Below are 20,968 nucleotides of genomic sequence, written 5' to 3' on the forward strand. Positions count from 1 at the left end.
CGAAGCTGTTGAGCACGGAGTTAGTATGACCGTAACCATTGGAAACCATGCGGCGGCTAGCGCTCGGAATCGTCCTTAAGAAAGTCGGGAAGCTCGATTTCCATATCGGCCGGCTCCGGATTTTCTTTCATAACTTCCGCGAATTGTTCCTCCTCCGGTTCGAAGCTTTCGTCTTCATCCGGAAGCTCGCCGCGTTTGCCGTCGATATCGTCGATCGTTAACTGGCGGTCGAGCTTGGTGAACAGCATGCGCTCGTCTTCAAGACTCAGGTCCGCTTCGAATGTCGAGGAATCAGGCAAATCCTTCAGGCTGCCAAGACCGAAATAATCCATAAACTGCTTCGTCGTCCCGTAAAGGATCGGCCTGCCGATCGCTTCGGCGCGTCCCGTTTCTTCAATCAGCTCTTTCGCAACCAGCGTATGGAGCGCCCTGTCCGACTTAACACCGCGAATTTCCTCGATCTCGACTCTTGTAATCGGTTGTTTGTAAGCGATAATCGATAACGTTTCCAGCGCTGCTTGCGAAAGATTCGTGCGGGAAGGCGTATGGGCCAGCCGCTCGAAGTAAGGAGCATGCGCCGGAATACTCGCCATTTGAAACGAGCCCGCAATTTCGACGATCTGCAGCCCTCTTTCGTCGCGCACGTAATCTTCTTGCAGCTCGAGCACAAGCTCGACGGCAACATCCTTCGGAAGCTCTAGAACATCCGCCAATTGTCTGCCGTCGATGCCTTCGTCGCCCGAGACGAATAACAAACCTTCAATAATTGATTTCATCTTCCGGTAATCCATCGAGCAGCACCTCTTCTCTAGCCTCTATGACTATGTCGTCAAACAGCCGGTGCTGAAAGCAGACGATTTTTTTGACCTTCATCAATTCAAGAAGAGCCAAAAACGTTACGACGACGTCTTCTCTTGTAAAGTCGTCCGACAGCAGCCTGGTGAACATCATTTTGCCGCCTTGCTGCTCCAGAACGGAGACGACTTGGAACATTCGGTCTTTGACCGAAACCTCGTCCCGTCTAATTTTCGTGACGACGTTGCGGCTTGCCATCTTGCGAAGCGCCTTCTGAAAAGCGAGGAGCAAATCCGCCACATGCAGTCCTTGCACCGGATTTTCCTGAACGACCGGCACATACGGAGACAAATCCGCCGGCTCCCTCGAAAAAATCAAGCTCCGTTCGATTTCCTTCTCTCTCAGTTCTTCGGCGATTCCTTTGTACTTCCGATATTCGATCAGCTTCTGTACAAGCTCGGATCTCGGATCTTCCTCTTCCATCTCGAACATCATATCGTCCATCTCGATAACCGGAGGCTTCGGCAGCAGCATTTTGCTTTTGATGGATAGAAGCGTCGCAGCCATAACCAGAAATTCGCTGGTCACATCGAGCTCCATCTCCTGCATTTGCGACAAGTATTCGAGGTACTGGTCCGTAATTTCTTTGATTGGAATGTTATAAATGTCCACTTCCGCTTGATCGATAAGATGAAGCAGCAAATCAAGGGGGCCTTCAAACGTATCCAGCTTAAATGTAACCTTCAATGCCTTAGTCCCCCCAAACATTAATCCTTGTTATAGCTTAAAAACGATTGGTTTCGGTTATGCCTTCAGCTGCTTAACCAGGTTAACCATTTCGATGGCTGTCGCCGCTGCTTCCCAGCCTTTGTTGCCCGCCTTCGTACCGGCGCGTTCGATTGCCTGCTCGATCGAATCGGTCGTCAGCACGCCGAAGATTGTCGGAACGCCGGTTTTCAAATTAATTGCGGCTACGCCTTTGGAAACCTCGCTGCAGACGTAGTCGAAATGCGGCGTCGATCCGCGGATGACAGCACCCAGCGTGATGACGGCGTCGTATTTGCCGCTCTCGGCCATTTTTTGGGCGATCAGCGGAATTTCGAAGGCGCCGGGAACCCATGCGATTTCCACGTCGTCCTCGGCGGCGCCATGGCGTTTCAGCGCGTCCAGAGCGCCGGACAAGAGCTTGCCCGTAATAAATTCGTTAAAGCGGCCGACAACGACCCCATATCTGGCTTGCTGCGATACTAATTGACCTTCGTACATTTTCGTCATGTTGAATACCATCCTCTCTGAGTGAACCATAACTGTTATAGGTTTGACAAGCGTCAATAGGCTTATTTGTGAAATCCGCGAACTCTAGTTCAACTATTTGTTTTCCGCGCCGGTTTCGCCGGCATCCGTAAATTTCAACATGTGACCCAGCTTTTCCTGCTTCGTATGCAAATAGTTGCTATTATTTTCATTTTCCTTCATTTGGATCGGCACCCGCTCGACGACTTCAAGACCGTAGCCTTCGAGTCCGCGGATCTTTTTGGGGTTATTCGTAAGCAGACGGATTTGACGCACGCCGAGATCCTTCAATATTTGCGCGCCGATGCCGTAATCCCTTAGATCGGGAGCGAAGCCCAGCTTCAAATTTGCGTCGACCGTATCGAGTCCCTGCTCTTGCAAACCGTAAGCTCGAAGCTTGTTAATGAGTCCGATGCCGCGGCCTTCCTGGCGCATATAAAGCAGCACGCCTTCGCCCGCTTCCTCGATCGTACGCAAGGCGGCTTCCAGCTGAGGACCGCAATCGCAGCGATGCGAGTGAAAAATATCGCCGGTCAAGCATTCGGAGTGCACACGCACCAGCGTCGGGCGGCTTGGATCGATTTTGCCTTTGATCAGCGCGACATGTTCCTTGCGATCCACCTCGTTGGAGTATGCGATCATCGAGAACACGCCGAAATCCGTCGGCATTCTGACTTCGGCTTCCCGGGTGACCAGCTTTTCTTTCTCATTGCGGTAATGAATCAAATCGCGAATCGTAATGATTTTCAAGCCAAACTTCTCGGCTATTTCCATAAGCTCCGGTACGCGGGCCATCTCGCCGTCTTCCTTGATCACCTCGCAAATAACGGCGGCCGGATAAGAACCGCACATCTTCGCCAGATCGACGGCCGCTTCCGTATGGCCTGCACGGCGCAAGACGCCGCCCTTCTTGGCGATCAGCGGAAAAACGTGACCCGGTCTGCGGAAATCTTCCGCTTTCGTGTTCGGATCGATCAGAGCCTTGACGGTACGGGATCTTTCGGAAGCGGAAATGCCTGTCGACGTGTCCGTATGGTCAACGGATACGGTAAACGCCGTTCCGTGAAAATCGGTATTCCGCGCAACCATCGGAGGAAGCTCCAGCTGGGTGGCGCGTTCCTCCGAAATCGGAGCGCACACGAGCCCTCTGCCTTCTTTAATCATAAAGTTGATCATTTCCGGCGTCGCTTTCTCGGCCAGCGCAATAAAATCTCCTTCATTTTCGCGGTCTTCGTCATCTACGACGATTATCGCCTTGCCTTGTATCAGGTCGTAAATCGCTTCTTCTATCGTGTGAAACCGGATGTTTGTCAAAACGATCACCTCTTATTCTTCATTTAGGTCTTACAAAAACCCGTTCTCGGCGAGAAATTCCGCGGTAAGCCTTGAAGACCCGGCATTCGTTCCTCCTCCGCGCGCCGCCTCGTCCGGCATCTCGCGGTCCCGATAAAAAAGCAATCTCTCGATATATTTGCCGAGCAGGTCGCTCTCGATGTTGACGGACGAGCCGGGCTGCTTGTGAAGCAAAATCGTCTGAGCGAGCGTGTGCGGGATGATCGATACCGAGAACGAGCTTTCATCCACCCCGACTACGGTGAGGCTGACGCCGTCAATCGTAATCGAGCCGCGCGGTACGATATATTTCATCACTTCCCGGTTTGCGATCTCTACGGTGAAATAAACCGCATTTTCCTCCGGCCTTCTGCTTGTAATCCGCCCGGTCGTATCGACATGTCCTTGTACGATATGGCCGCCGAACCGGCCCTGCGCAGACATGGCCCGTTCCAGATTGACGCGGTCGCCGGCATGTAATAGCGACAAATTCGTATGCCGAAACGTTTCCGGCGTTACGTCTACCGTAAAGCTGCCGCTATCGAATGCGATTACGGTCAAGCAGACTCCGTTAATTGCGATGCTGTCGCCAAGCTGGACATCGTCCATAATGTGCTTTGCCGCAATCGACAAAACCATCGCTTGCCCCTGCTTGCCAATCCGCTGCATAATACCCACTTCTTCGATGAGTCCTGTAAACATGAGCGCTCCTCCCCCCAGATTTAGTAAGGTCCATAAACCGGGTATCCGGTTATGCAAACATCGTCTCCGAACGATTCCACACGAATGCGTTCCAGCTTCAAGGCGTCGCTCATCCGTTCAAAGCCTTCAAATGCGAAGCTGCCCGGAGCCTCGCGGCCTCCGATAATTTTCGGAGCGAAGAAAAGACGGCAGACGTCGACTAGCCTGTTTTCCAGCATCGCTCCGTTCAATCGGCCGCCGCCTTCCAGCAGGATAGAACCGATCTCCCGCTCGCCGAGCAATTTCATCGCCATCCTCAAGTCAACGTGCGGACCTTGTCCCGTTGCGACCACTTCCACACCTTTGCCGGTCAGCCGTTCGGCTTTATCGCGAGGCGCTTCGTCAGTCGTCAGCACGATCGTCCGCGACTGTCCGTCGAATATTTTCGCATTTTCGGGTGATCGAAGCATGGAATCGACCACAATTCGAATCGGCTGCAGCGCCTCCACTTCCAGCCTTGTCGTAAGGCTCGGATCGTCGGCAAGCACGGTGCCGGAGCCGACCATAATCGCTTGATGCCGATGGCGAAGCACGTGAACGAAAGCGCGGGATTTCTCGTTCGTTATCCACTTGCTGTCGCCTGTGCGGCTTGCGATTTTACCGTCCAACGTACAGGCTGTTTTCAAAGTTACGAACGGCAATCCGCTGACGATATATTTGTTGAACGGCTCGTTTAGTGCCGCAGCTTCTTCCTGCAACACCCCTGTTTCCACCTCGATGCCCCGGGAACGGAGCTTTTCGATGCCCTTGCCCGCCACTTGCGGATTCGGATCCAAACAAGCGACTACGACCTTGGCCACCTTCGATTGTATAAGCAGATCCGCGCATGGCGGCGTTCGGCCGTAATAGCTGCAAGGCTCCAGTGTCACATAAACCGTGCTTCCTTCCGCTTCGCCGCCGGCCATCCTTATCGCGTGAACCTCCGCATGCTCGGTGCCGCGTTTCAGATGCGTCCCTATGCCGACGATTCGTCCTTGCTTAACGACGACGCATCCGACTACCGGATTGACGCCGGTTTGCCCGCGTGCCGCTTCGGCCATTTGCAAAGCCAATCGCATATAAAATGATGCATCCATCGTTTCCGTTTCCATCACTCTCCTCGCCTCTTCGGGAACGCCAAAAACACCCTCAACGAACGGTTGGGGCGAAGAAAAGAGCACAAGCCGACCGTACCGAATGATTCGGCAAGGTCCCCGCAATATGGATAATTCCGTTCCGCCGGCTTGGGACGCGCATGACGAAGTCCGCACCGATTTACATACTTTTCCAATGGCGAATGATACAAATCCCCCTTGTTCCAGTCGAGTCGGACTAGACGGATACAGCCAAATAAAAGGCAGACCGCCCGCCGTAATGCCAGCCGCTAACGGCTAACCCGAATAATCCGAAATCGCGTTAAGCGATATTACGGAAATGGACGCAAGAAACCCATGTGAAAAAAAGTACATAAAAGCGCCGTTGAAACGAAAAAGTTATGCTCCTTCTCCCATCCAGACTATACTGTCGGTCTCGGAGTTGCACCGAGTCCACCGGTTGAATGCACGCTCTCGCCGGGAATGGCGGCTGCCATCCTTATCACCGATCGGGCGCAATTCATTCAACGCGGGTCACGGACTGACCGGCAAACGTCTGTTCGCCGGATCACCGCCGGTCGGGAATTTCACCCGGCCCCGAAGGATCGTATTATGTTATGGTTGCTTTCTTTTGTAGAACGCCTTACTTTGATTGAAATAGTACCACTGCATCGTAAAAAAAGCAACATTTTTCATTCCGATTTTTCATATTGTTTCAATCGGAATTATTTCGTGCAAACTAAAACCGACGTTCGGCCGCTTCCGGCGTACATGTCGGTTTCACTTTCCCATTATGATGAAGAAGCCTATGCTTCTACAACTTTGACGGTTTCCATTTTGTCGCGGCCTTGGAACTTATCTACATGCTCCATGCCCGAAACCACTTTGCCGAATACCGTATGCTGGCCGTCAAGATGCGGCTGCGGCTGGTAAACGATATAAAATTGGCTGCCTCCCGTGTTGCGTCCGGCATGCGCCATTGCGAGCGCGCCGCGCTCATGTTTGTTCGGGTTGATCTCGCAGTTGATTTGGTAGCCCGGGCCGCCTGTTCCCGTGCCGTGCGGACAACCGCCTTGCGCTACGAAGCCTGGGATAACACGGTGAAACGTCAATCCGTTATAAAAGCCCTCGTTCGCCAATTTTTCAAAGTTTGCAACCGTGTTCGGAGCATCTTTCTCGAAGAGCTCGATTACGACTTCGTCGCCGTTTGCCATTTTGATTTGCGCTTGCTTTGCCATTGATGAGGCACACTCCTTCATGCGAATAGTAGTAGCTCGTATACGTTAGGATCATACCGTAAAAATATTCCGGTTGCAACCGCAAACCCTATTTATACGTCGTTTCGAAGCCCTTCCACGCTCAATAGGAATCTCCGGGATTGATTTGACCCGAAGTATTACACTTGTCCGGCTATAACAAGGCACGCAAAAAGCACCGGAGCTTTCACCCCGGCGCCCATTTTAACGCTGTCGCTTGATTACTTGGAAACTACCGCTTTTTGCAGGCGCTCCGGAATCACGTCAAGTCCGACGATTGTGTCCAGCGACTCGCGTTTGACTGCGATGTCCGCCTGACCGTCCTTCACGAACACGACTGCCGGCTTACGAATCCGGTTGTAGTTGCTTGACATGGCGTAGTTGTACGCTCCCGTGCACGCTACGGCCAAGATGTCGCCGCTTTCTACCTTCGGCAGGTTTACGTCCCAAATCAGCATATCGCCGCTCTCGCAGCATTTGCCGGCGATCGAAACGACTTCCTCGTTCGCTTCATTGGCGCGGTTTGCAAGCATAGCTTCGTATTTCGACTCGTAAAGCGCAGGACGCGGGTTATCGGTCATGCCGCCGTCAACCGCAACGTATTTGCGGATGCCCGGAATATCCTTCGACGTTCCGACCGTGTACAGCGTCGTTCCGGCATCGCCGACGATACTGCGGCCCGGCTCGATCCAAATTTCCGGAATCGGATAATTGTGGCTCGAGAAGTGCGTTTGAATACCGTCCGTGATCGCCTTCACATATTCCGCTACAGGCAATGGCGTATCGCCTTCCACGTAACGGATGCCGAAGCCGCCGCCGAGGTTGACGACTTTGAACGTAACGCCCAGCTCGTCGCGTACCTTCGTCGCGAAGCCGATCGTTTTTTCCATCGCCATACGGAAGCCTTCCGTTTCGAAAATTTGCGAGCCGATATGCGAATGCACGCCCAAAATTTCGATATTGGACAGCTCCTTCGCTTCTTGGATTACGCGATAAGCCGCGCCGTTCCCGAGGTCGAAGCCGAATTTGGAGTCCTGTTGTCCGGTTGAAATGTATTCATGCGTATGCGCGGAAACGCCTGGCGTAATGCGGAAAAGCACTTTTACTTTGGCATCCTTCTCAGCCGCAATGGCATTGAGCATATGGAGCTCGATAAAGTTGTCTACGACGAAACAGCCGATCTGAGCGTCGATCGCCATTTCGATTTCCTGCGGCGACTTGTTGTTGCCGTGGAAGTGAATGCGTCCAGCTGGAAAGCCTGCTTGCAGCGCCGTATACAGCTCGCCGTCCGATACGACGTCAAGCGACAATCCCTCTTCTTCCGCGATGCGGCACATGGCCATAACGCAGAACGCTTTGCTGGCGTATGCAACCTGAAATTTCAAGCCCGATGCTTGAAATGCTTCAACGAATTGGCGCGCTTTCTGACGAACGAGCGCTTCATCCACTACATAAAGCGGCGTGCCGAATTTGGCTGCGAGCTCCGTCGCGTCAACGCCGCCGATTTCCAAATTGCCTTGATCATTTATTCGACTTGTCCCATGTAAATACATTGATCATACACCTCTCCCTGGCATGTTCAATTTGTACGTTTTCGTCCGCAAATCCTGTCGTAACGACTATATTTAAGGTATCATATCGGTTTTCATAACTCAATAACGTCATACGCGGAATGCAAAAGTTCGGAAGAAAGTGCATCAAGCCTCCGCACGAGGCTAATCAGCAAATCGTCCCAGAATAGCAGTATAAGCAAAAAAGCATAAAATGTGCAATGGGATCAGCTTCCATTTTTCATTTTTTGCCGCGAAACGTATGCACGTTTCAATTGTCACATTGATCAAGAAGTCATTCGAGCTGCATAGATTCGTACTGTATCAAATAAATTGAAGGTGAAATCCCATCTCCATCAATTGAGTGATCAGCAGTCCGATTCGGCCCATTGAAATGGAGACCGGCTTCCTTGACCAGCCAATACTCCGAAAATCCCTGCTTGCAGCTTAATTGACACACTAAAGCAGTAAATCCGATCTCTAAACGGTATTTATACCGATTGCCCTCCCCGCTCAATCGCTCGCATGTGCTGTAGTCCGGTTTTGCCCTCTTGGAATAGAGTAAAGCTTCCATTCCTCACTTGTAGTACGGAAACGCCCACTTGCAGCAGCTTTTTGGCCTAATACATCGATGAAATCGTTTTCCAAGCAGGCTACTTCGGACTACAACGTAAGAGCAGCCTCGATTTCTTGTTCCAAGTGGGATATATCGGATTGCAGCATAAAGTGGCGTCACTTAGCAGTTGCATGTTTAAAGGCTTCGCCGTCCATTAAGGCGCGTCAAGCGAGGTTTAGAGCCCCTCCCACGATGCGATTACCGGTAATTCGAAAAAGACGCATCCATTCCCACAAACAATGTGGTTTTGGAGGCGTCTTTGCAATCTTAGCGGGACTTAATTGCTTGTTTCAGTCCTATTTCGCGTTTCAAACCATTCGCGTAAAAAAGGTCAGTCTTCCCACATCTGCAATCCGGCGCCGAGCATTCCGCTCAAATTTCCTTGATACGCCGGAACGATCGTTGCACTTTCGAGCTGCGAGCTCATCGCTCTGCTTGCGACCTCCTCGCGAAGCTTCGCGAACAAAGGCTCGCCCGCTTCCGCGACGCCGCCGCCGATTACGACGACCTCGGGGTTGAATATATGAATGAGGCTGGCGATCGCCCCGCCCAGCGCGGCTACCGTCTCATTCATAATGGCGGTTGCTCCGGCGTCGCCAGCCAGCCACCGTTCGACGACGTCGCGAGCGCTGACGGCTTCGTCCGGTCTGCCTTCGGCGACTAACAGCTCCTGCATGCGTCTGCCGATCGACGTGCCGGATACGTATTGCTCCAAGCAGCCGCGATTGCCGCATATGCAGACGGGTCCGTTAAAATCGACCGTCATATGACCGATTTCTCCGGCGCCTCCCCACGCACCGTGTACGACTTTGCCGTCCGTCATGACGGCGCCGCCGACGCCTGTGCCGAGCGCAATGCAAATAACATGCTTCGCATTTTTGGCGGCGCCGATATATTTCTCGGTCAGCGCGAGTACGTTTACATCATTATCGACGTATACAGGAAGGCCGTACGCCTCTTCGAGCAATTTCTTAACCGGCGTGCCGGTGTAGCCGGGGATAAGCTCGGAAGCGAAACGGATGCTTCCGGAGGCGCAATCGACCTGTCCGGCCGTACCGACGCCGATACCGCGAAGCGTTCCGCCCGGCTGTAGGACCGCAAAGCGTTCCATTACCTCATCGATTCCCGCCTTCACTTGGTCGACGACCGTGCGGCCCGGTAGCTGCGTGGCAACGCGCACGGACGCAAGTACATCCCCGTTCCGGTTCATGATGCCGACGTTCGTCTTCGTGCCGCCGACATCGACGCCGATTGCCGCATCCGCCTGCGGATCGAACGGTAGCCGGCTCATTGCTTCTCCTCTTTCCCGGCCGCCGCCGCTACCGCCTTGGCGAAACGCTCAGCGATCAGCTGAGGCCTTGTAATGGCGCTACCTACAACTACGACGTCGGCCCCCGCTTCAAGCGCCTCTGCCGCCTGCTGCGGCGTCCATATGCGCCCTTCGGCGACTACGGGCACTTGCAAAGCCGCCTTCAGCTTGCGCACAAGCTCGAAGTCCGGCTCTTCCTGCTGCGGGCTATAAGGCGTGTAGCCGGACAACGTCGTACCGACATAGTCCGCTCCAAGCTTCTCCGCCGCTACGCCTTCCTCGAATGTTGACACATCCGCCATAACCGCCGCCCCGAGCCGATGAGCACAATCGATCAGCTCACGCACCGTATCGAGCCTTCCTTCGCGGTCGGTCACATCCATCGCGACGATGCCCGCTCCCGCTTCAACGATTGCCGTTACCTCATCAACCGTCGGCGTGATGAATACGGCGGAGCCCGGCATATCGCGCTTGATCAAGCCGATAATGGGCAGGTCGACGGCTTCGCGGATTCGGCGAATATCGTTTACGCCATTCGTGCGAATTGCGACTGCGCCGACCGATTTTGCGGCGACCGCCATTTTGGCCATCGTATCGCCGCCGTGCAGCGGTTCGTGCTCCAGCGCCTGGCAGGAGACGATAAGTCCCTTCGGCTGTATCGTTACGTTTGCTTGTGTCATTACGAATACGCTCCTTTGACGCCTTTTTTTTCATTAAAGGCGTTTACTCGCCCTTCATGATCGCGGAGTTTTCCTCCAATTATATAATATAAGGCGGAGTTTTCCTCCAATTATACATGCGGCCAAAGCGGTCTGTAAAGACCATAATGGCGGAAGCCGACGATTCCATCACTATCAGCACCGGTCCCTGCAGGCAACCGTCAATATTCCCTTATCGCCCTCTATAGCGTCAATATAACATATCCAGCACGGAATTCGCCGTTTTGCGAATAGCCTCGAGCGAGCGGTCCTTGCATCGCAGCGCCGCAGCCGTCGATAAAATATCGAGCACATGGATTTGCGCGATTTTGGCGTTAAAAGCCCCTCCCTGAAACGGGACTTCGCGTGATTTCGTCAACAATACGGCATCGGCATGCTGCGTAAGCGGAGAGCGGGCATGATTCGTCAAGCAAATGACAAAAACGCCTTTTGGCTTCGCTGCCCGTATCGCATCGACGATGTCCTTGGTGCTCCCGGACGTCGAAACGGCGAAAATAACGTCAGCGTTTGTCATTAGCGCGGCAGACATCGCCATCAGATGAGAATCCGTCACCGCCTCCACCTCGAAACCGAGCCGCATAAAACGGTATTTGGCGTCGGCTGCCGTATAAGCGGATGAACCGATGCCGAAAAAGAATATTTTCCGCGCCCGCATCATCGCCTCAATCGCTTTGTCCGTCTCGCGGATATCCAGCAGCGCAAGCGTGTTTTCCAAAGCTGCGCTGTTTTCGTTCGTAATTTTTCGCGCAATCGTCGCCAAGTCGTCGATGTCCTCGATTTCGCTGTGCTCGCTTTGAATCGGCGTCACCAAATCCTGCGCAATGGCCAGCTTGAACTCGTGATAACCGCGAAATTTCAGCTTGCGGCACAAGCGCAGCACCGACGTCTCGCCTACCCCCGCTTTTTCCGCAAGATCCGTAAGCGTGCTGTATACGACGTTCTCCGGGTTTTGCGTGATCGCGTCGGCGATTTTCCGTTCCGTCTTCGTTAGCGAATTATAAATGCTTGAAATCGTTAAAAGCGTGCTCGAGCCCTGGAGCATGGGCCGCCTCCCCTTCGTACTTCGATTCTCTTTCGGTCATGGAGCATATTGTTGAGTATAGTCGTTTTCATGTCTCCGGACAACAAAAAGCCCCGGCCGCAGCATGTTATCTGCGATACGGGGCGCCGGCATGGCTGCCGCGAGCTGCCGTTCGGTTATGTCACTGCTAAGCTCGCATTCATCTGCAAATAGCGGCGCCGAATGGGCTGAAGTTATGTCGGCTGCCGCGAGCTGTCGTTCGGCTTCGTCAAGCTGAGCCTGCTTTTCTCCTGCGAGAATGGAGCGCGTACGATGATGTTGTAGAGCGCTTTGGCATTAAACGGAATGAACGGCCATAGAAACGGCGAATTAAACGAGCGTTGAAACGCCAGCAGCAGCACCCAAAGCGTCGTGCCGACGACGAGACCGGGAACGGAAAAAGCGGCCGTAACGATCAACAAAATAAGCCGCGTAACGCGGTTGGCAAGCCCCAGCTCGTAGCTCGGCGTCGCAAAAATGCCGATTGTCGCCACCGAGAGGTACAAGATGACCTCCGGCACGAAAACGCCCGTCTTGATGGCGATATCCCCGATCAGGATAGCGGCGATCAAGCCCATTGCGGTCGCAAGCGGCGTCGGTGTATGAACGGCCGCCATGCGCATCAGATCGATGCCGACCTCGGCGATGACGAACTGTACAAGCAGCGGCAAATGCCCGCTTTCCTGCGGTCCCAGCCACCCCATGCCGGCGGGCTTGAATTCCGGGTGGGCGACCATCAGGAACCAGAGCGGCAGCAGAAACAGCGACGAAAAAATGCCGAAATAACGCACCCAGCGCAAATACGTGCCGATAAAAGGAGTCTGCCTATATTCCTCGGCATGCTGCACGAGATGGAAAAACGTCGACGGCAAAATGATGACCGACGGCGAAGTGTCGACGAACAGCGCCACATGCCCTTCGAGCAGATGCGACGAAATGACATCCGGTCTTTCCGAATATCGCACGACCGGATACGGATTCCATTTTTTATCGAGCAGCGCTTCCTCCAGCTGCTTCTCGGCGAGCGGCAAACCGTCCGTTTCCAGCTTCCGTATTTTGTCGCGGATCGACTCCACAAGCTTCTGATCAGCGATGTCGTTAATGTAGGCGACGCATACGTCCGTTTTCGTCCGCTCGCCTACTTGCATCATCTCCAGCTTCAACCGAGGATCGCGCAGCCGCCGCCGTACAAGCGTCACGTTCGTCAGCAGCGTCTCGACAAAGCCGTCGCGAGAACCCCTGACCACCCTTTCGAGGCTGGGCTCTTCGCTGGAGCGTACGGGAAAGCTTTTGGCGTCGATCACAATTGCGGCCGTTTCGTTTTCGATGAATACCGCAGTGCCGCCCGCAAGCACTTTGTTGATCGTATCAGTCATCGTCTCGACTTTTTCCACCTGGATGTGGGGAATGTACTTCTCCATAAACATCGTCAGCGTCCGGGAATCGACCTCGTCCTCGCTTAAGTACGACATGCGCGCCAAAACCTCCGTCAGCACGCTGTCTTTAACGAGTCCGTTCAAGTAAAAAATACCGGTGCGCTGCTTGCCGAAAACCATCTCGCGAAGCACGACGTCGAAGCTGCGCCCGAGTCCGACCGTCTCCTCAAGCACCCTTTTGACGCTGGCAATGCTGTCGGGAATCCGCTTCGTATGCATCAGCCGCTTCTCTTCGTCCGTCAGCTCCTCCTGATCCTTCCTCCGCTTCCGTTCGGTTTCGTCAAGCGCCTGCTCCTGCATATTGTCCGGCTCCCCTGCCATTCCGCCATACTGCAGCAAGCTTTCCGGCGGCATCCCTCCTTCGGTTCCGGGCTGCTGCACCTGATTATCCGAATTCGCCATAACACGTTCACTCCTTCACATCGTTAATAAAACAACCATTCGAACAAAGACCCGAATACTTTGCCGAAAATCATCGCCATCAGCAGCCAAATGATATAACTGCCCATCCCCATCCGGTTGGCGAGGACCGGCAGCACGTTGATCACTTCCGTTAATGCGGCGGCGAGCAAGCCGACGAACACGCCACACAGCAGCCCGACGAATGCCGTACTGATAGGCGAGAAAGAAGCTTGAAAGCTATAAAAATCGGCCAAACTGAAAAAAACCGAGCCGAAGACGACCGCATTTTCGTACCAATGGATCATGCCGATCGATTTCGTCAGCTGCACGAGACGCGGGATAATGTCCAGCACCACAAGAAATGCGACCATTCCGCTCCCGACAGCCAAACCTCCGGCAAAGCCGATAAAGATTTGGACGACGTCAATTAGAACGTTCATCAGACAACTCCGCTCCGCCTTGTTTCTCTTGAAGCTTGCTGTATTCGTTCGTGATGACGTAATGGTTCACATTTTCCTGGTACATGAACATTTCCACCTCCAGCGGACTCGGCTCCTCATTAAACTTCTTCTTGAACAGATGATTGAAAAATAGCACCATACCCGCTCCGATGCCGATCGAATACGGAATTTGCAAAAAGTACGGCTTCTCCGTCTCTTTCCCCGTCATCATTTCGTAAATTCGCTGATGCACCTTTAGCATGCTGACATCGGCATGGAAGTTCATGATGGCAAGCCCCGAGCCGATAAAAAGCAGCAGCCAGACGAGGACGATCAGCACGACATGCGGCTTTCGACCTCCGCTTACCACCTCAACCAGCGCATGCGGCTCTCCGATCAGTTCTATGTTCAGATTCGGCGCTATTTGCTTTACTTTGCGGATGACCATCATCATATCGATGACAAGCAGATTCCCGTCCTGCGGCCTCGGCTCGTATACGATAAGCTTGCGAAGGCGTTCTTCCAGCTCCGGTTCGGCGATCAGTTGGGCAATCTCCGAGAATAAAACCGACTTCCCCTTCGGAATCGTCACGCGTTTGCGAAAGCGTACATACAGCACCGGCGCGTTTAAGGAAGCATCCATCGTTTGGCACGCTCCTTTCTGGGATCGTTTCGGCAGGCTGCGATATCCTTTATTTTGCAATGGAGGAAGTCCTCGTAGTCGCGGTAAGTTCCGGTAAAAAGAACCGGGCCGCCGGTACCGTCTTGCTAATGTCGGAAAATCACTTGCCGTCATCCCGGCTTTGCGCAGGACATGGCTGTATAAAGCGGAAATCCGTGGTCATACTACCAATAATCTTGGAGCGGAAGCGAGGATGGAGCCGCCATGGGAATAAGAAGGCAAAGGCATCGGGAAAAACAGCAGCAACAGCATGTAGACGACAGGCTGTTTCTCGAAGCGCTCAAGAAATGCACGATCAGCGACTCGGCGGAAGAGAACAAGACGTTTCTCAACGACATCTTTAAAGACAGCTCCGATTTCGTCATCAGAGACTTCCAGCTCGATGACCGCACGGACGCCCTTCTCATTTATATTGACGGGCTCGCCAAAACCGATTCCGTCGATCTTGCAATGAAAACGCTCATGTTTCTGGATCACCATCAATCGATAGAAGAACAGATGAAGCGGATCAAAAGCTCGATTCTCCCCGTTACGCAGCTCGCGGATACGGATAATTACGGCGATATGCTTTCGCATGTTTTGTCCGGCGACAGCGTGCTGCTTGTCAACGGCAGCCGACTGGCCATCGCCCTGGGGCTGCGCGGCTCGGAGCACCGGTCGGTATCCGAGCCGGAAACGGAATCGGTCATCCGGGGCCCGAGGGAAGGCTTCACGGAAAACCTGCGGACGAACACCTCGCTCATTCGCAGAAAAATCAAATCGCCCAATCTGAAAATGCAGCCGCTCGTCGTCGGACGCGAAACGAACACAAACGTCGTCGTTTCCTATATCCACGGCCTAGTCGATCCGCAGCTTGTCGAAGAAATTGTCAGCCGTATTCAAAAAATCGATATCGACGGCATTTTCGAATCGGGTTATATCGAGGAATTGATTCAAGACAACGGTTATTCCCCGTTCCCTCAAGTGCAGTACTCGGAACGTCCGGACACCGTGTCGGCCGCATTGCTGGAAGGCAGAATCGCCATCCTCGTCGACGGCACTCCCTTCGTGCTGATTGCGCCTACCGTCTTCTTCCATTGGCTGCAAGCGAGCGAGGACTACTACGAACGATTCATGACGGCGACCTTGCTTCGCATGCTTCGGCTCGTTTTTTTATTTGTGGCTCTGCTGGCTCCGGCCATTTATATCGCAGTCACCACCTTTCATCAGGAAATGATACCGACGAATCTGCTGCTCAGCATAGCCGCGTCGAGGGAGCCGATACCTTTCCCCGCCGTAATCGAGGCGCTCATAATGGAAATCGCCTTCGAGGCGCTGCGGGAAGCCGGCATACGCCTGCCGCGGACGATCGGTCAAGCGGTCAGCATACTCGGCGCTCTCGTCGTAGGACAAGCGGCCGTGCAAGCAGGCATCGTATCGGCGGCGATGGTTATCGTCGTATCCGTAACGGGGATCGCTTCCTTTACGCTGCCCCGCTACAACGCCGCCATCTCGATCCGAACGCTTCGATTCCCTTTAATGATCATGGCTTCCATCTTCGGGCTGCTCGGAATCGTTATCGGAGTCATGATGATCGTGGGTCATATGGCGAGGCTCCGTTCCTTCGGCATCCCATATTTGTCGCCGGTCGGACCGCTTTCCGTCACGGATTTGAAGGATGTCGTCATCCGCGTTCCGTGGTGGAACATGGATAAACGGCCGGATTTCCTCGGCGCGACCGATCGTTCGCGGATGAGCGAATCGACGGCCGACAAAAGCGGCTCGCAACAAAACGAGACGGGAGCTGGAGACAATGACGAATCCGACCGAAAATAGCCGGCCGCTGTTGCGTATCGGCTTGCTGGCCATCGTTGCGGCCGCTTGCGCGGCGCTTTTGTCCGGGTGCTGGGACCGCCGGGAAATCAACGATTTGGCGTTTATTATGGCATCGGCCGTCGATAAAGAGAAGGACGGTTACAGAGTCAGCGTGCTCGTCCCGCTGCCCGGCAATATGGGCGGCCCATCAGGGGGCGGGGGCGGAAGCGGCGGTCAAAAGCCTTTTGCCATCGATTCCGAATTCGGCCGGACGCCCAGCGAAGCGACCAAGAAGCTGCAAAACAGACTTTCCCGCCAGCTCTACTTCGCTCATCGGAGAGTGCTTCTGTACGGCGAGGACGTATTGAAGGACGGTCTTATCGAAATTATGGACGGTTCGACCCGGACACCGGACAACAGACTTACGACACTGATTGCGGTCACAAGCGGGAAAGCCGCCGATTATTTGTCCGCAAAGTCAAATATCGAACGATTCGTAACGGAAGCGATCAGGGAAATGCTCCAATCCGATATTTCGATACCGATCCGGGTTAAAGATGTCATCGGTCAAATGAATTCCGTAGGGGACGACGCCCGTTTTCCTTATTTGGAGTTTGCGCCGATCAAGGACAAAAATCCGTCCAACGAAATACAAATATCCGGCTTTGCCATTACGAGCAAAGGCAAAATGGTCGGCCTGATCAAAAATGAAGACGCCCTCGGCTTTCGCTGGCTTCGTCAAAAATTCAAGCCTTACATGGATAACTTTCAAACGGAGAAGGGGCGTTATTCGGTTCAGATCGGCAAAAATTCCAGTATCATAAAGCCATATTTGGTCGGAAACAACATCCATTACGATTTGAGGTTCGATGTGACGGGTTACATCACGGAAGCATTCGATTCGCCGAACTATGAAAACCCCGATGAAACGAAGCTGCTAGAGAATGCGGTCGCATCCAAAATCCAAAACGAAATAAGCCGTGTCATCAAGGAGCTGCAGGACAAAAGAAGCGACTCCGCCGGCTTTGGCCAGCTGTTGTACCGCTCCTACCCCGGACAATGGAACCGTTCCTGGAAAAATAACTGGTACGATATTTTCCCAACGTGCAACTTCCATGTTTCCGTGGAAGCCGGCATACATAGAATTGGGATGCTTCGCGAGAATTTAGCGCAGAGGGAGTGACTGCTTGCATGTGGAACCATGGGATGTTCGTTGCGGTATTTTGCATTTTGCTAATACGAACGGTATTCGCCAACCGCAAAATTTTGGCTTCGAGAGGCAGCAGAGCCGCTTACATCTGTTTGACGGGTTTGACTTTATATTTGTTGACCGCATATGCGTTCGGCCTGAAGCCTCCTTCGTTTCCGGGCTGGTTGGTCGACCGGACTATACCTGTTTTCACGAAATTTACAAAGGGGTAACCGTATATGAGCCATAAGCGTTACATCGGCAGTTTACAGCTTGCGGGAATGGTATGCACCGTATTGGCCGTCGCGAATATGATAAGCCTGCCCATGTCGCTGACCGAGCTATCCCTGCAGGATTCGCTGTACTCGTTTTTCTTCGCTTGCCTGTATTGCATAGGCATCGCTTTCCTCCTGTATAAACTCGCGGAAAAGGTGCCCGGCAAAAATATTTTCGAAATTTCCAGACATTTGTGCGGCAAATGGATCGGAGGACTGCTGAACGGGCTGCTGATCCTCTACTTATTGTACGATTTGGCCGGGCTGCTCCGGCTTCACGCCGATTTTTTCAATTCGTCGATATTGCTGCGGACGCCGGTGGAGTTTATCATTCTGGTCACCGTCATGCTGCTTGCCTATTTCGGAGCAGGGTCGATCGAGGATCTGGTGCGGACCAACGATATGTTTGTTCCTTTATATTTGCTCCTATTCTTTATCCTGGCCCCTTTACTGTTTCTTAATGAAATCGATTTGACTCAGCTGCAGCCATCGCTCGCCGGAAGCTGGAGCAAGCCGTACGAAAGCGGCATACTGGGGATGGGCGCCTTCGGAGACATCATTTTGCTCGGCGCATTTATGAACAACGTCAAAGATCCGCGGGCGCTTTACGTTTCGCTGCGCAGCGGCATCATTTTGTCCGCCGGCATCATGACGATGTGGACCCTGCTTATCATTACGGTGATCAGTCCGACTACGGCTTCGCGAATCATTTACATCGGCTGGATTCTGGTTCAACAGATTCATATTACCGATTTCCTTGACCGCGTCGATCTGGTCGTCTTCTCGACCTGGCTTCCGCTGTTCCTGGTCAAAATGATGATTCTGTATCTTTCGATTTTGACCGGCCTTGCGACCTATACGAAAGACAACAGCTACAAACAGCTGAATATGATGACCGGGCTGTTCCTCATCATGCTGTCGACAGTTTGTTTCAAAAATGTGATGGAAGTCGTCACCTTCAACAACTACGGCATATTCCCGTTCACCTTTGCCGTACAGCTTCTGTATTTTGGCGTTCTCTTCGCCGTATTGTGGCTGCGGCGCCGCGGCAAGCATGAGCTTCGCGAGACGAACACGCCGATTGGACACGCATTGTGGCTGGGGCTCGCAGGATGCTTCGCGGCGATCATATTCGGAAACTTCTTCGGTCATATCCGAGGCTTTTACGGCATCGTATCCGTCGGCTGCTACATATTATTTCTCCTTCTGACCGTCATCTTCGCACTTACCGAATTGCGCCGCGTGCAGATGAGGTCGGTAAAGCAATAAAAAGCAAGACAAGGATAAACGCGCTCGTCCTTTAAAGGACGAGCGCGTTTACCGGAAATTGGAACAATCAGCGGAGGATATACTTTCTGACAATTGGAAAAAAAACCAGATCATTGAGCGATCTGGTTTTTTATCGATTGCAATATTTTTTTCTCGAGCCGGGACACCTGCACTTGCGAAATGCCCAGCCGGCTCGCCACCTCGGACTGCGTCTGATCCCGGAAGTACCGGAGATAAACGATCAGCCTTTCCCTTTCGTTCAGCGCTCCGATCGCTTCATTCAGCGCAAGCTTGTCGAACCACTTGTCTTGGGATTCGTCGGCTATTTGATCCATCAGCGTGATTGGATCGCCGTCATTCTCGAAGACGGTTTCGTGAATGGAGGTCGGCGGCTTGTTCGCCTCCTGCGCAAACACGACTTCCTCCGGAGTAATCCCCAGCTCTTCGGCCACTTCGCCGACTGTCGGCAGACGGCCGAGCCTTTTGGAAAGCTCGTCCTTCGTCTTGCGAACCTTATTGGCGAGCTCTTTGAGCGAACGGCTTACCTTAAGCGTACCGTCGTCGCGCAGAAACCGCTGTATTTCTCCGATTATCATCGGAACGGCATACGTCGAAAACTTGACCTCATAGGATAGATCGAATTTGTCGACAGACTTGAGCAGACCGATACAGCCGATCTGGAACAAGTCTTCCGCTTCGTAGCCCCGGTTAAGAAAACGCTGCACGACCGACCAGACGAGCCGGATGTTGCAGTTGACCAGCGTGTCTCTGGCCACGTTATCGCCGGATTGACTGAGGGCAATGAGCCGTTTGACTTCGGCATCATCAAGGTAACTGTGTGAGGCGTTCTTCAAATCGACATCCATAATTGATTACCCCTAGTTAACGAGAGCTTTTTTCGTTTCGATGCGCTTCGTCATTCTTACCAAGGTGCCTTTGCCGGGTGTCGTAACTATTTCGATCCGATCCATAAAGTTTTCCATAATCGTGAAGCCCATTCCCGATCGTTCCAGCTCGGGCTTCGACGTAAAGAGCGGCTGCCGGGCTTGCTCGATATCGGCGATACCGATGCCCTGGTCTTCTACGGCGATGGAAACCGTGTCGTCATCTATTTCGCAAGAAATCGTAATTGTGCCGTCAGTGCGGTTTTCATAGCCGTGAATAATCGCATTCGTTACCGCTTCGGAAACGACGGTTTTCACGTCGGTCAGCTCGTTTAACGTCGGATCGAGCTGCGAGACGAAAGCGGCGACGGCTACGCGGGCGAACGATTCGTTCTCGGAACGGCTTGCGAATTGCAGCTTCATGAAATTCGGACTACTCATGATACGACCTCCAGACTCGAAACGGCCAGCCGTTCGTTTTCCTGAAACGCCAATATTTTGAAGAAGCCCGACATTTCAAAAAGCCGGTAAACCGCAGGACTGACGTCGCATACGACCATCTTCCCGCCCTTTGCCGTAACTTGCTTGTAACGGCCAAGTATAACGCCCAACCCTGAACTGTCCATAAAGTTCAGCTCTTTTAAGCTAAGGATGACATGTGCCGCCGATCCCTTCTCGATCGCTTCTTCCATTTTGACGCGAACCGTCTCGGCCGTATGGTGGTCAAGCTCGCCCCGCAGTCTGACGATCAGCGCTTTGCGGACGTGTTCCAGTTCAATCTGCAGACTCATCCATGTTCACTCCTTCCTGTTGCAACCCCTAGCGGCTTGTAAGCCGATAGGAGTCGTCAACA

General features: G+C 53.1%; 21 protein-coding genes and 1 riboswitch. Of the genes, 4 read left to right on the forward strand and 17 right to left on the reverse strand.

The features are described 5' to 3' along the window. Positions 1–56: 56 nt before the first annotated feature. The 14 genes from scpB to DQG23_RS25100 form a co-directional block, all read right to left on the reverse strand. Positions 57–791 (reverse strand): SMC-Scp complex subunit ScpB, encoded by a 735-nt coding sequence (gene scpB, locus DQG23_RS25035; RefSeq protein WP_113033763.1) that lies wholly within the window; start codon positions 789–791, stop codon positions 57–59. Further along, entirely contained in the window at positions 760–1,542 is a 783-nt protein-coding gene (locus tag DQG23_RS25040; protein ID WP_113033764.1) for a segregation and condensation protein A, read from the reverse strand. The genes scpB and DQG23_RS25040 overlap by 32 nt, the downstream gene beginning before the upstream one ends. Positions 1,543–1,599: 57 nt before the next feature. After that, the gene (gene ribH / locus DQG23_RS25045) at positions 1,600–2,070 is read right to left on the reverse strand and encodes a 6,7-dimethyl-8-ribityllumazine synthase (protein ID WP_113033765.1); all 471 of its coding nucleotides are present in this window, start codon (positions 2,068–2,070) and stop codon (positions 1,600–1,602) included. Positions 2,071–2,163: 93 nt separating this feature from the next. Next, positions 2,164–3,402, reverse strand: a complete 1,239-nt coding sequence (locus DQG23_RS25050; protein ID WP_113033766.1) for a bifunctional 3,4-dihydroxy-2-butanone-4-phosphate synthase/GTP cyclohydrolase II — start codon at positions 3,400–3,402, stop codon at positions 2,164–2,166. A gap of 30 nt (positions 3,403–3,432) precedes the next feature. Continuing rightward, positions 3,433–4,122, reverse strand: coding sequence for a riboflavin synthase (ribE, locus tag DQG23_RS25055; protein ID WP_113033767.1), 690 nt, complete (start codon positions 4,120–4,122; stop codon positions 3,433–3,435). Between the two features lie 20 nt (positions 4,123–4,142). Then, positions 4,143–5,252, reverse strand: coding sequence for a bifunctional diaminohydroxyphosphoribosylaminopyrimidine deaminase/5-amino-6-(5-phosphoribosylamino)uracil reductase RibD (gene ribD / locus DQG23_RS25060; protein WP_113033768.1), 1,110 nt, complete (start codon positions 5,250–5,252; stop codon positions 4,143–4,145). Between the two features lie 383 nt (positions 5,253–5,635). Further along, a riboswitch (FMN riboswitch) is annotated at positions 5,636–5,843 on the reverse strand. Positions 5,844–6,040: 197 nt separating this feature from the next. After that, the gene (locus tag DQG23_RS25065; protein WP_113033769.1) at positions 6,041–6,472 is read right to left on the reverse strand and encodes a peptidylprolyl isomerase; all 432 of its coding nucleotides are present in this window, start codon (positions 6,470–6,472) and stop codon (positions 6,041–6,043) included. A gap of 239 nt (positions 6,473–6,711) precedes the next feature. Beyond that, positions 6,712–8,043 carry a diaminopimelate decarboxylase gene (gene lysA, locus DQG23_RS25070; RefSeq protein ID WP_113033770.1) on the reverse strand — a complete coding sequence of 444 codons (1,332 nt, stop codon included), beginning with the start codon at positions 8,041–8,043 and terminating at the stop codon, positions 6,712–6,714. Between the two features lie 944 nt (positions 8,044–8,987). Continuing rightward, complete coding sequence (locus DQG23_RS25075) at positions 8,988–9,947, reverse strand: ROK family protein (protein WP_113033771.1); 960 nt, start codon at positions 9,945–9,947, stop codon at positions 8,988–8,990. Beyond that, positions 9,944–10,645 (reverse strand): N-acetylmannosamine-6-phosphate 2-epimerase, encoded by a 702-nt coding sequence (locus tag DQG23_RS25080; RefSeq protein ID WP_113033772.1) that lies wholly within the window; start codon positions 10,643–10,645, stop codon positions 9,944–9,946. The genes DQG23_RS25075 and DQG23_RS25080 overlap by 4 nt, the downstream gene beginning before the upstream one ends. 229 nt (positions 10,646–10,874) lie before the next feature. Then, positions 10,875–11,726, reverse strand: a complete 852-nt coding sequence (locus DQG23_RS25085) for a MurR/RpiR family transcriptional regulator (protein ID WP_113033773.1) — start codon at positions 11,724–11,726, stop codon at positions 10,875–10,877. Between the two features lie 212 nt (positions 11,727–11,938). Continuing rightward, positions 11,939–13,582 (reverse strand): spore germination protein, encoded by a 1,644-nt coding sequence (locus DQG23_RS25090; RefSeq protein ID WP_113033774.1) that lies wholly within the window; start codon positions 13,580–13,582, stop codon positions 11,939–11,941. A 23-nt stretch (positions 13,583–13,605) separates the two neighbouring features. After that, on the reverse strand, positions 13,606–14,022 hold the full coding sequence (locus tag DQG23_RS25095) for a stage V sporulation protein AB (RefSeq protein ID WP_113033775.1): 417 nt from the start codon (positions 14,020–14,022) through the stop codon (positions 13,606–13,608). Continuing rightward, positions 14,006–14,665: a stage V sporulation protein AA gene (locus DQG23_RS25100; protein WP_113033776.1), complete on the reverse strand. Its 660-nt coding sequence runs from the start codon at positions 14,663–14,665 to the stop codon at positions 14,006–14,008. Before DQG23_RS25100 ends, DQG23_RS25095 begins: the two co-directional genes overlap by 17 nt. A 243-nt stretch (positions 14,666–14,908) precedes the next feature. Here DQG23_RS25100 and DQG23_RS25105 point away from each other — a divergent pair, with 243 nt between their 5' ends. Genes DQG23_RS25105 through DQG23_RS25120 form a run of 4 tightly spaced genes read left to right on the forward strand, consistent with a single transcriptional unit; the run spans position 14,909 to position 19,231 of the window. Continuing rightward, positions 14,909–16,519 carry a spore germination protein gene (locus tag DQG23_RS25105; RefSeq protein WP_113033777.1) on the forward strand — a complete coding sequence of 537 codons (1,611 nt, stop codon included), beginning with the start codon at positions 14,909–14,911 and terminating at the stop codon, positions 16,517–16,519. After that, positions 16,497–17,681: a Ger(x)C family spore germination protein gene (locus tag DQG23_RS25110; RefSeq protein WP_113033778.1), complete on the forward strand. Its 1,185-nt coding sequence runs from the start codon at positions 16,497–16,499 to the stop codon at positions 17,679–17,681. The genes DQG23_RS25105 and DQG23_RS25110 overlap by 23 nt, the downstream gene beginning before the upstream one ends. A gap of 8 nt (positions 17,682–17,689) precedes the next feature. Then, on the forward strand, positions 17,690–17,920 hold the full coding sequence (locus tag DQG23_RS25115) for a hypothetical protein (RefSeq protein WP_113033779.1): 231 nt from the start codon (positions 17,690–17,692) through the stop codon (positions 17,918–17,920). 6 nt (positions 17,921–17,926) lie between these two features. Further along, the gene (locus tag DQG23_RS25120; protein WP_113033780.1) at positions 17,927–19,231 is read left to right on the forward strand and encodes a GerAB/ArcD/ProY family transporter; all 1,305 of its coding nucleotides are present in this window, start codon (positions 17,927–17,929) and stop codon (positions 19,229–19,231) included. Positions 19,232–19,341: 110 nt separating this feature from the next. Here the strand turns inward: DQG23_RS25120 and sigF are convergent, their stop codons facing one another. The 3 genes from sigF to spoIIAA are packed head-to-tail and all read right to left on the reverse strand — an operon-like array spanning position 19,342 to position 20,906. Next, complete coding sequence (gene sigF / locus DQG23_RS25125) at positions 19,342–20,097, reverse strand: RNA polymerase sporulation sigma factor SigF (protein WP_113033781.1); 756 nt, start codon at positions 20,095–20,097, stop codon at positions 19,342–19,344. Between the two features lie 12 nt (positions 20,098–20,109). Beyond that, complete coding sequence (gene spoIIAB / locus DQG23_RS25130) at positions 20,110–20,556, reverse strand: anti-sigma F factor (RefSeq protein WP_113033782.1); 447 nt, start codon at positions 20,554–20,556, stop codon at positions 20,110–20,112. Beyond that, positions 20,553–20,906: an anti-sigma F factor antagonist gene (spoIIAA, locus tag DQG23_RS25135; RefSeq protein ID WP_113033783.1), complete on the reverse strand. Its 354-nt coding sequence runs from the start codon at positions 20,904–20,906 to the stop codon at positions 20,553–20,555. The genes spoIIAB and spoIIAA overlap by 4 nt, the downstream gene beginning before the upstream one ends. Positions 20,907–20,968: the final 62 nt, after the last annotated feature.

The organism is Paenibacillus contaminans, assembly GCF_003285015.1.
Taxonomy (GTDB): domain Bacteria; phylum Bacillota; class Bacilli; order Paenibacillales; family NBRC-103111; genus Paenibacillus_V; species Paenibacillus_V contaminans.